Raw genomic sequence first — 10,811 nt, 5'->3', positions numbered from 1 at the left:
TCCCTGCTAAAGGCCCTTCGGGCGGGAAAGGGGGCGTTCGTAATTACAGTCCGCACGAGGGTTACATAGGGTTAAAAGCAAATTGGCCCATCGTCGAAATATGGTGATGGGCCAAATTTTGTTTTCTAAGTAGACTATGAATAACTCGTGCGGACCAAAGTGATGAACATCCCCTTTCCCGCCCGAAGGGCCTTTAGCCGGGAAAGGGGACAAACGAGCCTCAGCGAGTTGAGGGGATGGGGAGCTTACTCCCCCAAAATTCAAGCAGGACCCATCCCCTCCTGCGTCGTATACTTCTCCGAAGATCTCCCAATTCTTCCGCCGGTCAGTTGTCGCTCCCGCTCCGGTGTTTTCAATTCACTCAAATCGCAAAGGAGACATCTCTATGCCGAAATCCGTACAGGAATATGTCGTCGGAGTTACCGAGAAGGCCGCGAAGGAACTGCTGGCCGCCGCGATGGAAACGCCCGAAGATCGTCGTGATTGGAGCCCGCTGGACAAGGGGCGCACCGTGATCGATCAAGTGGCCGAATGCGCGCTGCTGAATGGCTATACGGCCCAGGTGCTTGAAGACCGGAACTGGGCGCCGACGGCGTTTGCCAATTACCCAGAAGAAAAGGCCGCGATTGTCACAGACTGGGGAACGGTGAGCGCGGCGCTGGAGGCAGGGCTGCCTCGCCTGACGGCGGCCATCCGTGGACTATCGGATGAGGATTTGGAGCTTGTGCTGGAGACGCCGTTTGGGCCGATGAGCATGGAGCAGATCGCTTCTTACCCCGTTTGGAACATGACATACCATCAGGGGCAGGTCACGTATGTGGGTATATTGAACTAATTCTCTCCCCATAGAAAGCATCGTCCATGTCCACGTTCGATCTCCACGCCGCCGCCCGCCGCGCCATGCGCGAATCCGGGTTTCCAATCGAGTTTCCGCCGGACGCCCTGCAAGAGGCGCAGCATGCAAGCGCGTCTTTGGACCACGACGGCGCGCGCGATCTGCGCGGCCTGCTCTGGTCGTCGATCGACAATCCCGACTCGCGAGATTTGGATCAGATTGAGTTCGTGGAGGCGCTGCCGGATGGAAGCTCGCGGCTGCTGGTCGGCATCGCGGACGTGGACGCCTTTGCTCCGATCGCCTCACCGCTGGACCGGGCGGCGGGGGAGCGCACCACGACGGTTTACACGGGCATTGAAAGCTTCCCGATGATCCCGCGAACGCTGTCCGAAGGCGTCACTTCGCTTTGGGACGATCAGGACCGTCTCGCCGTGGTGACGGAGCTGCATGTTGGACCAGACGGCGATGTCCTGGAGACTGGCGTTTACCGGGCGTGGGTACGCAATCGCGCCAAGCTGGCGTATGAAGAAATCGGCGCGTGGCTGGACAACCCGGGCGCTCCCGTTCCCAGCTCTGTTCAGGAGGTTCCGGGCCTGGACGCGCAGCTGCGCGTCCAGGACGCCGTTTCGATGCGCCTGCGCAAGGTTCGCCTGGCGGCCGGAGCCCTGGAGTTTGACACGATCGAAGCGCGCCCTGTTATGGAAGACGGCCGGGTCGTCGACCTGGCGGTGACCCAGCGTGGGCGCGCTCGCTATTTGATCGAGAATTTCATGGTCGCGGCGAACACCGCCGTCTCCGGGTTTCTTCGGTCCCACGGGCTGCCGTCGATCCAGCGCATCGTGCGCCGTCCGGCGCGCTGGGAGCGTATCGTGGAGCTGGCCCGAGCCGCCGGCGAAGATCTCCCCGGCGAGCCCGACGCCTCGGCGCTGTCCGAATTTCTCAACCGACGCAAGAAAGCCGATCCCGACCATTTTCCCGATCTGTCTCTGAGCATCGTCAAATTGCTTGGCCCAGGAGAGTACGCCGTCATTCCCCCGGACGGCGATCTGGGCGAGCACTTCGGCCTTGCCGTCTTCGGCTACACGCACTCCACAGCCCCCAATCGACGATATATCGATCTCGTCACGCAGCGCTTGCTCAAAGCCGCCTGCGCGGGTGCGCCCACGCCGTATTCACTGGACGAACTGAGGGCGATCGCCGCGCACTGCAATGAACGCGCCGGCGCAGCGCAGCGCGTGGAGCGCATCGTCCGCAAGTCCGCCGCCGCCGTACTGCTTCATGGGCGAGTTGGCGAGACATTCAAAGCGATCGTCACCGGCGTCAAGGCGCAGGGAACCTATGTGCGCGTCCTATCGCCTCCCGTCGAAGGGCGCGTCATGCACGGTGAGCGCGGTCTCGATGTTGGCGACCGCGTGAACGTCCGTCTTACCGGTGTCGACCCGGAGCGTGGATTTATCGACTTCGAGCGAGTGTGAGCCTCCAGAGTGGGAAAAGAGATACCGATGATCAAAGTATTTACAGCCGCCGATATCATGCAAGTGGAAGTCGTACGCGGCGAATTAGAGAGCCGGGGCATCCCAACGATGCTGAAGCACGAGTCTGTCCGAGGACAGGCCAACGTCGTCGGCTTTGGGGGCATGTGGTCGGAGGTTTGGGTGGTGAATGAGGCGGATGCTCCCGCCGCCCAGCAAATCCTCGATCAGCATAATAATTTACCGGCGATTTTGCCCTGGAAATGCGCGCAATGCGGCGAAGAAATCGATGGAGCATTCGATTCGTGCTGGAACTGCGGCCATGAGCGGTCGTTATTGTTGAAGGCCACATCTTAATGGGGGCAGTAGAGTTTAATTCATCTCATACGAATGCCATATGTGAGAGCTGCCGAGCGAATCCCAGCGAATTAAGACTGGAGAGTGATCAGCCGGATCAGCCTTACTGCCTATGCGGCGCGTGTTATCATCGCATTGAGAGATTTTCGCTGCGTCCGCTGGAATGGTTCAACCTGGCTGCTGTCCATGGGCCAAACAAGCATTTACTGCACGACGACTTCTACACGGACAACGGCATTGCGTGTGTAGCAGAAGACGTTTCCGATGCCGCGCTTTATCCGGCTCCGACGTTATCACAAGTTAAAAGCGACTTGGAGCATCTCGTCGATTTCGCCATGACACTCTACTCGCTGTCTGATGAAGTCATTCTCGAACTCTCGAAGCATAACAAGCAGGACTTGCTTGGCTCGCTTCAGCAGCGGGTGGAGAGCGCTGGAAATATCGATATCGCCGCTCGATCTTATGAGATCTGTGCTTTTGTTCTCCGGACAATCGCGGAATCCTGGGTGCGGGAACAATGGCTGCGTCCAGTGGACGAATTCTACTCACTCTGCGAAGCAACAGCCGCTTGCTTACCGTTTGAAGAAGGCTTTGAGATCGTGACGGCGGAGATGGAGAAGAAATCCCTCAGGGATTTGGCGTACGATTGTTTTGGCTTTGCCCCATTTCGTTCGGCGAGAACGTTGGACTGGATGGAACGCCATAGCGACGTCGTTCTGCACGCAAATTGGGGAAGTGTCGCTGCTCTGTCAGAGTTTAGCTGGGATCGCGCGAATAGCTGGCTCAACCTAGGCCGCCCGCTTAGCTTGCGTGCGCTGGAAGCTTTGATTGCCTGCCTGCATTATGATACAGAGCTATTGAAACGTGAGCGGCCACACTTACTTCTTCCTGAAGCCGCCACGGACATGAGTACGGTGTTAGAGGATTATCTCGCACGGGATCCTGTCCCAAATGTTCGGCATAAGGTCGAATTTATCAAAGCCGCATCGAACAGCTCATCGTGAACGTCCATCTCACCTATCGACTTCGAAAGAGTACGACCTTTATAACGGCGGAAAGCGATATCGATGATCAAAGTATTCACGGCTCCCAATATCATGGACGTTGAAATTTTGCGCGCGGAATTGGAGAGCCGAGGCATCGAAACGATGCTAAACCATGAGTTTCTCCGAAGTCAAACCACGCTGTCGGGTTTTGGAGACGTTTGGCCCGAGCTTTGGGTAGTGAAAGAATCGGATGCGTCTGCGGCCCAGCAAATCACCGCTAGCCGTAATGATCCTCCGACCGCCTCGGATTGGACATGTCCGCAGTGTGGGGAAGATGTCGCGGGGCAGTTCACGTCCTGCTGGAGCTGCGGTCATGATCGGCCGGTAAGTGGATGAGTTTTCCAGTGGTGACGCGTGATCTGGCCCTTCGGATCGGACAGTCTGAGGCTGACCATATCGTCTCATGGCTAAGAGTTTTACAGGCTTACGAGGGCAACCCGTTCGGCGTCGAGATCCGCCGATTTGGAAACGCGGTCGCGCTGTCGAATGAAGCGATGAGCCTAGGGCCTCTTTTTAATCGCGTCCTTGGAATGGATGAGACGGAATGGGACGCCCAGGAAGAAATACTGCGCTTTTACCGTGAAAAGGGAATTGGCTGTCGGATCGACATCAATCCTTATCAAGCGACGGCTGGGCTTCTTCGCAGTATGGGAGCGGCGGGGCTGATCCCGTTCCGTTTTCACGACTTTCTGTACGCCGTTCCATCAGAGCTGAAGATGGCGGGGCGAATGTCGGCTCCTTCGGATGTTGAGGTGTGTCGTGTCCGGCGTGAAGAGCTGCCGCTCTGGGCCGACTCCTGGCGGACGGGCTTCACCGAAGTTCTGGGCGTGGATGCTTCCCTGCTCCCATTGCTGGCCGACGCCACCGCGCATCTTTATGATGCTCCAGGCTGGAGCCTTTACTTAGCGTTGGTGAATGGCGTTCCTGCGGCGACGGGCGCGCTTTATATCCAAAATGGAATCGCGTCGATCGCCATTGCGGGCACGCGCCCCGAGTTTCGCCGGCGGGGCTGCCAGACGGCGCTGCTGCAAGCGCGTCTTGATGACGCTGTGGCGCAAGACTGCGATCTGGTTGTGGCGCAGGCGGCTCTAGATGCAATCAGCCATCATAATATGGAGCGGGCCGGTTTGCGAATCGCCTACACCCGCGCTTTTTGGCTTCAGCAGAAAAGTGAATAGAAAGATAGTCGCATGAAAACGTTGTTTCTACTTCGTCATGGAAAAGCGGAGGCGCACGCGCCGGGTGGGGATGTGGAGCGTGATTTGACCGAACGGGGAGAGGCGGGCGCCCGAACGGTCGGCGCCAACCTGACCGCGCTGGGTGGCCGGCCGGATTTGATCGTCTCGTCGGGGGCGCGCCGCGCACGGCGTACGGCGGAGATTGCGGCGAGCGCCGCGGGATATACCGAGGAGATCGTGATCGCGTCGTCGATCTACGACGCCACGGTGGGAACGCTGCTGCTGGTCGTCAATACGCTCCCGGCAAATGCATCGCGGGTGCTGATGGTGGGACACAATCCTGGCTTTGAAGAGCTGGCGGACCTGCTGGCTGTTCCCGAAGGCGCGGCCGCGCATATGCCGACTGCGGCGCTGGCGCATTTGGAATTCGATGTGAAGGAATGGCTGGACGTGATCCCGGCGGGCGGACGTCTTGTGGGGATCTACTCGGCGCAGAATATTGCGTGAGATGGCGCGCTGAGAGACTTGGACTAAGGGAATGGGGCTGGGTAAATTTTTTCCACCGGCGAGCGGACGTGACTTCGCCGCCATGATGATGGCGGCCGCAAAGGCGGCAGGCTATTCGGACGCGCTGGAGTTTGACCCGGAACGATTTTGTCTGACGCCGCGCGGCGAGGGCGCCGTGGTGATGTATCTCGTCAACGCATACGAGGAGTACCGCGCAGCCCTGCCCTGGAACCGGCGGGGAGTGATCGATCGCTTCGCGCGCCTCTATGCGAACTTGGAGTCGGTGGAGAAGGTTTCGGCGGACACCGCGCGGACGAATCTGCGCGCGCGCATCCGCGAACGGATTGTGTTCGAGCACCTTGCTCTGAAGTCGCGTATCGACGGCGTCACAGCGATCGACACGCCATACCGGGTGCTTGGCGAGCATCTGACGGTAGAGGTCGTTTACGATATGCCGCAGGCGATCCGCTCGGTGACGCGCGATCAGCTGGCGGAGTGGGGGATGACCTTTGAGGAGGCCTTGTCGCTTGGCTCCCAAAACCTTCTCACCGTTGCGCCTCCCCGCTTCAAAACACTCCGCCCTGGTTTGTATATCTCCGAGTGGCGCGACAACTATGACGCGTCCCGGCTGCCCCTGCCGGAACTCGTTCCCGCTCTTGCTGTCAAAGGGCGGCATGTCGCCATGGTTCCCAGTCGGGACGTGCTTCTCGTCACGGGAAGTGAAGATCCGGAAGGGCTTGCCGCCATGGCGAAGCTCGCCGAGGAAGCTCTGCGCAAGCCGCGCCCCATGTCCGGCTTCGCCTTTCAGCTTGGCGCAAGGTGGGAAACCTATCTACCGGATCCTAACCATTCGGCTTACTCCGCTCTCAAACTTCTGGCCGCTCAGACCATGTCGCAATACTACCAGCAGCAAACTCGCTCCCTGAACGCCTTGCATGAAAAAGAAGGAACGGACCTTTTCACCGCCGAGTACATGGCGTACCGGGATAAGAAGACCGGCATAGTAACGGCTTCAGCCTCGTGGTCGCGCGGCGTCGATACTCTCCTTCCGCTTGCCGATCAAATCCTGTTCAGTGAGCGCGACGCCTCCGGCAAGATCGCGCTGATCGGCGCCGCTCCCTGGGATCGCGTCGCTGCGGTGTCGGGCCTGCTGGAGCCTGTAGAGATTTATCCCCCGCGCTTCCGCGCGCGCGCCTTCCCCACAGACGCCCAATTGGCCGAAATCGACCTTCGCCCACTGACGTAGCACTGCCCTGCCGTTCACGGCGGGGAAACGGGTATCATGAATCCTGGTATGACACGAAAAAACGAAGAAGCCGCGCCCGAATATCTGGTCGCCGCCTTCTACAAATTTATCCCATTGCCCGAATTCGCCGAAATGCGTGAGCCTCTGCGATCCCTGTGCGACGCCGGGGGCGTGCGCGGGACGATCCTGCTTGCGCCCGAGGGCGTCAACGGCACGGTCGCCGGCCCGCGCGCCGGTGTCGAAGCGGCGCTGGCTCATCTGCGCTCGTTCGGCGCCCTCGCCGATTTGGAGCACAAAGAATCGTTCACCGCGACGATCCCCTTCGCCCGCATGAAAGTTCGTTTGAAGCGCGAGATCATGGGGCTGGGCGATCCCGGCGCTGGGCAGATCCGCGAAGTCGGCGTTTATGTCCCGGCCGAAGAGTGGAACGATCTGATCAGCGACCCAAGCGTGCTGTTGATCGATACGCGCAACGATTACGAAGTGGCGGTCGGAACGTTTGAGGGCGCGGTCGATCCCAAGACTCAGACCTTCCGCGACTTTCCGGAGTTCGTCCGCGCCAACCTCGATCCGGAGCGCCACACGAAGATCGCGATGTACTGCACCGGCGGTATCCGCTGCGAAAAGGCGTCGGCGTATATGATCGATCAGGGCTTCCCGGAAGTCTATCATCTTCAGGGTGGAATTCTCAAGTATCTGGAGACGGTTGCGCCCGAAGAAAGCCGCTGGCGCGGCGAATGCTTTGTGTTCGACGAGCGCGTTTCCGTCGACCACACTCTTCAGCCGGGCGACTTGATCCGCTGCTTCGGCTGCGGCGGAGCGATCACAGCAGAAGATAAGCTTTCGGAGAAGTACGAAGAAGGAATCAGCTGTCCGGTCTGTCATGATGGACTGACCGAGCAAAAGCGCCGCCGCGCAACCGAGAGACAGAGGCAGATAGAACTCGCGCGCAAGCGTAAGGTTTGACCGCTGAGGCCATATGACCCACCCCGGCGCTTCGCGCCACCCCTCCCTTGAAGCAGGGAAGGGTCAGAAAGAGATTTTCGGACGAAGGCCGCTTGCGATAACAAAATCCTAATTACCCTTCCCTGCTTCAAGGGAGGGGTGGCGCGAAGCGCCGGGGTGGGTCACTCAGACGTGGGGCGAGGGGGCAAAAGCCTTCAGAGCAGACGATTGATAGAAAGAGGCGGTATGGCTTCGGATGAATTAGTCGAAGGACGCGAGGCCGTGCTGAGCGAAGCGGACCAGAAGACAAATCACGATTTCGTGCTGCAAAAAGTGCAGCCCGCGCTGCTGGGTTTGATGGACGGCTCCGTATCGACGCTTGCGCCGCTGTTCGCCGCAGTCGGCGTGACGCATCGTCCGATCGATGGTTTCTTTGTCGGCCTCGCCGCAAGCGTCGGGGCCGGCATCAGCATGGGGCTTGCGGAGTCGCTGTCAGATGACGGCGCGGTCACCGGACGCGGCAACCCCATCATGCGCGGCGCCATTACCGGCCTTGCAACCATGCTCGGCGGCATGCTGCACACGCTGCCGTTTCTGATCCACGATCTCTCGATGGCGCTGCACCTTGCCTACGCCGTCGTCGTCTTCGAGCTATTTGCGATCGCGTTTATTCGATACCAATTCATGAAGAGCCCACTGGCGCAAACCGTCGGTCAGGTCATCATCGGCGGCGGCATCGTCTTCGCCATCGGCCTGTGGCTCGGCAAGCTTGGCGCTGCCCCTTAGGCCTCAATGCTCTTCTTCGCTTCGCGCTTCTTGATTCCCTGAACCATGCTCGGACATTTCCGAATCTCCCGCGACTTGCGAAGCGATTCCATCCAGCGGTGTCGGCTCGCCATGTAGACCGGCATCCAGATCTGCACGGCGAACGGCGCCAGCATCGGGTTGCCGCTGATCGTCATCCCCTGTCCACGCATCCATTCCACTACCGACGTATTACGGCTCAGCATATAAATATGCCGTTCTCGTATGGTCGCCCGGTCCCACGACGCGTGTAATAGCCCCTTGCCCAGCCCCAGTCCGCGAAAGCGGGGAAGAACATAAACGGCTGCGATCTCCGTCCACCCCAGCGGCAAGTCAAACGTCAGCGCCGCGCCTGCGAACACGCCATTGTCCTCGGCGACCTGCACATCCTGCATTCGCACTAACTCTCGAACCGTGAACCCCAGAATATTCGGTGTGGACTTCAATTCCTGGTGCAGCGTCTCCGCTTCGGACGGCTTGAGTGGGCGGTGCGTGATCGTGACGTCTGTCATGACGCCTCGACTTCGCCGAGGAAATCCATATAATTCGTTTTATGCCGCTGGACGGCCTCCACCCATGACCTCGGGAAGAATGGTTCACCTCCCACGACTTCATCCAACGCTCTGCGAACTTGATGCGCACAGGTATTCGGACCAACGCGTCCTACTCCTGTGCCTAGCCCTGGAAAAGCGATTGTCTGGACGTAGTCGCCGATCCGCTCTCCCGCATGACCACCATCTGCAAAGTTCCCATGTTTGACAAGCAGCAGTACAGCCCGCGCCGCCAGATACGGATTGACCGTATAACCTAGCACCATCGGCACACGCATCGTCGGAGCCGCGATAAGATAGGGGAAAGTGGGATCTTCCGTCTGAACGATCTCAGCAGCTCCCACCAGAAGTTCGCCATGATGGCGCGCTACAATTGCCTCTTGCAGTCGGTTCTGAAGCTCCCATCCAAAGCGGCGACTGTAGAGCATGTCGATCCCGCCGTCCATAAACCCAAAACTGTTCGCGGGGCTGACGAGTGCGTCACAAGAAACATCAAAGATCGAGCCGCAGTGTATGGTGACGTTCGGAAAGTCGCCACAATGTTCGCGCCATGCGCTTTCCAAGCCGCCGTCCACGGCGGTCAGGATAATATGGGGTTGGAAGTTTTTGTTCATCACCGGGTATTCCTTGATCGATGACTTTAGTGTACCCGATGTTCGTGTTTTATTTACACATAGAGGAAGTCCTGAAAGCAAAACAGCGCCTTCGCGAGAAGGCGCTGGATACGTTAAGAGTTTACTTCCTTGCGGAAGAGCCAGCCGCCGGCGAGCATGGTGATGTAGCCGGCGAGGGGGAAGGTTGGGAAGAAGCGGAACATGTTGCCCAGCCACAGGAATGCTCCTATGGCGAAGACGACGCCGCCGATGATTTTGAACATAACGTACTCCCGCAATGATTTCTTGTGTCATGCCGTCGCAAAACAATCGTGACCGATCTGTTGATCTTGGTCAGCATATGTAGTGTAACATGGATGTGTATGATATGTGCGGGTTGCAACTAATATTGCATTACTGGGTTTTACGGCGATAATCATCTAACTCGCGTTTGGCTTTCGCCTGAGCGCCGGCCAGCCGGAGCTGTTTGCATGGCCAGAGCAGCGCCCAGGTCATGTAAAATGCGCCGAACCAGGTGGGGACGTACGCGTCACGCGTGGTGTCGATACGCATTAACCCTTGCTTGACTTGATAATCGTGCACATCGTCGTTGATGCGGTCGAACGACTCCATCTCACGTCCCGGCTCCGGGACGATCACCGGGCTGTTCGGAGCGTACTTCTCCACCAGGAAGCGGTGGCGACGGTAAAGCTCGGCGACGTCAATGTCGTCGAAAAAACGGCAGCCGTGCGCGTAGGGACGGTATTTATAGCAGGAGCCTGCGGATTTCGGCGGCATGATACAGCTGCCCACGATTTCGCCGTTGGCGTAAACCGTGGTGAGAAACACACTGTTGTTCTGGACTTGCGTTATTCCATTGACCACCGCGAAGAAGCAGGCGACGCTCGCCATGTCTCCGTTGGATCGGTTGACCAAATTCACGATGCATGGGGTCACGTTGGGCGTCTCGCCGGGCTTCGTGATATAGTCGATCACGGTGAAGCCTGCTTGAGTCAGGGATGTGACCGCGTTGTAGAAGAAGGAAGCCGCCTCCGGCGGCAGTGTCGCTGGATCGTACCGCTTCTGGACGGCGCGCCGCGCGATTTTCTGAGAGTTCTTGATGAGAATCGGACCCAGAATATACGGAAAACCGACCAGGAGAACGACGAAGAGGATCGGAACAAGATTATGCGGCAGGTGCAGTGGCACGGGATGTCTCCTTGGTGAAATCGGATTGGAGTTTATCGTTCACATCCCATTGTAACACACGAACTCAA

General features: G+C 58.6%; 14 protein-coding genes. 10 read left to right on the top strand and 4 right to left on the bottom strand.

Features of this window, described 5'->3' with window-relative positions:
* Positions 1-385: 385 nt before the first annotated feature.
* The 10 genes from ABIZ35_RS21890 to ABIZ35_RS21845 all read left to right on the top strand — a co-directional run bounded on the left by ABIZ35_RS21890 (position 386) and on the right by ABIZ35_RS21845 (position 8,372).
* Positions 386-835 (top strand): DinB family protein, encoded by a 450-nt coding sequence (locus ABIZ35_RS21890; RefSeq protein ID WP_348222055.1) that lies wholly within the window; start codon positions 386-388, stop codon positions 833-835.
* A 26-nt stretch (positions 836-861) separates the two neighbouring features.
* The gene (locus ABIZ35_RS21885; protein WP_348222054.1) at positions 862-2,310 is read left to right on the top strand and encodes an RNB domain-containing ribonuclease; all 1,449 of its coding nucleotides are present in this window, start codon (positions 862-864) and stop codon (positions 2,308-2,310) included.
* A gap of 27 nt (positions 2,311-2,337) precedes the next feature.
* The gene (locus ABIZ35_RS21880) at positions 2,338-2,664 is read left to right on the top strand and encodes a DUF2007 domain-containing protein (RefSeq protein WP_348222053.1); all 327 of its coding nucleotides are present in this window, start codon (positions 2,338-2,340) and stop codon (positions 2,662-2,664) included.
* Entirely contained in the window at positions 2,664-3,668 is a 1,005-nt protein-coding gene (locus tag ABIZ35_RS21875; RefSeq protein ID WP_348222052.1) for a hypothetical protein, read from the top strand. The genes ABIZ35_RS21880 and ABIZ35_RS21875 overlap by 1 nt, the downstream gene beginning before the upstream one ends.
* Positions 3,669-3,731: 63 nt before the next feature.
* Entirely contained in the window at positions 3,732-4,046 is a 315-nt protein-coding gene (locus ABIZ35_RS21870) for a DUF2007 domain-containing protein (protein ID WP_348222051.1), read from the top strand.
* Complete coding sequence (locus tag ABIZ35_RS21865; protein ID WP_348222050.1) at positions 4,043-4,888, top strand: GNAT family N-acetyltransferase; 846 nt, start codon at positions 4,043-4,045, stop codon at positions 4,886-4,888. The genes ABIZ35_RS21870 and ABIZ35_RS21865 overlap by 4 nt, the downstream gene beginning before the upstream one ends.
* A gap of 12 nt (positions 4,889-4,900) precedes the next feature.
* A complete protein-coding gene (locus ABIZ35_RS21860; protein ID WP_348222049.1) occupies positions 4,901-5,395 on the top strand; it encodes a histidine phosphatase family protein in 495 nt (164 codons plus the stop codon).
* Between the two features lie 31 nt (positions 5,396-5,426).
* Positions 5,427-6,641 (top strand): hypothetical protein, encoded by a 1,215-nt coding sequence (locus ABIZ35_RS21855; protein WP_348222048.1) that lies wholly within the window; start codon positions 5,427-5,429, stop codon positions 6,639-6,641.
* A gap of 48 nt (positions 6,642-6,689) precedes the next feature.
* Positions 6,690-7,607, top strand: a complete 918-nt coding sequence (locus tag ABIZ35_RS21850; protein ID WP_348222047.1) for a rhodanese-related sulfurtransferase — start codon at positions 6,690-6,692, stop codon at positions 7,605-7,607.
* Positions 7,608-7,832: 225 nt separating this feature from the next.
* The gene (locus ABIZ35_RS21845) at positions 7,833-8,372 is read left to right on the top strand and encodes a VIT family protein (protein ID WP_348222046.1); all 540 of its coding nucleotides are present in this window, start codon (positions 7,833-7,835) and stop codon (positions 8,370-8,372) included.
* On the opposite strand, the gene ABIZ35_RS21840 is transcribed toward ABIZ35_RS21845, so the two are convergent.
* From ABIZ35_RS21840 to ABIZ35_RS21825, 4 genes are all read right to left on the bottom strand, one after another.
* Positions 8,369-8,902 carry a GNAT family N-acetyltransferase gene (locus ABIZ35_RS21840; RefSeq protein ID WP_348222045.1) on the bottom strand — a complete coding sequence of 178 codons (534 nt, stop codon included), beginning with the start codon at positions 8,900-8,902 and terminating at the stop codon, positions 8,369-8,371. The genes ABIZ35_RS21845 and ABIZ35_RS21840 overlap by 4 nt on opposite strands.
* Complete coding sequence (locus ABIZ35_RS21835; protein WP_348222044.1) at positions 8,899-9,555, bottom strand: macro domain-containing protein; 657 nt, start codon at positions 9,553-9,555, stop codon at positions 8,899-8,901. Before ABIZ35_RS21835 ends, ABIZ35_RS21840 begins: the two co-directional genes overlap by 4 nt.
* A gap of 113 nt (positions 9,556-9,668) precedes the next feature.
* Complete coding sequence (locus ABIZ35_RS21830; protein WP_348222043.1) at positions 9,669-9,818, bottom strand: hypothetical protein; 150 nt, start codon at positions 9,816-9,818, stop codon at positions 9,669-9,671.
* 130 nt (positions 9,819-9,948) lie between these two features.
* Positions 9,949-10,743: a hypothetical protein gene (locus tag ABIZ35_RS21825; RefSeq protein WP_348222042.1), complete on the bottom strand. Its 795-nt coding sequence runs from the start codon at positions 10,741-10,743 to the stop codon at positions 9,949-9,951.
* Positions 10,744-10,811 lie beyond the last annotated feature (68 nt).

The organism is Capsulimonas sp., assembly GCF_039929585.1.
Lineage (GTDB): Bacteria > Armatimonadota > Armatimonadia > Armatimonadales > Capsulimonadaceae > Capsulimonas.
The sequence above is the reverse complement of the archived record's forward strand: the minus strand, read 5'-3'. Positions and strand labels throughout refer to the sequence as shown.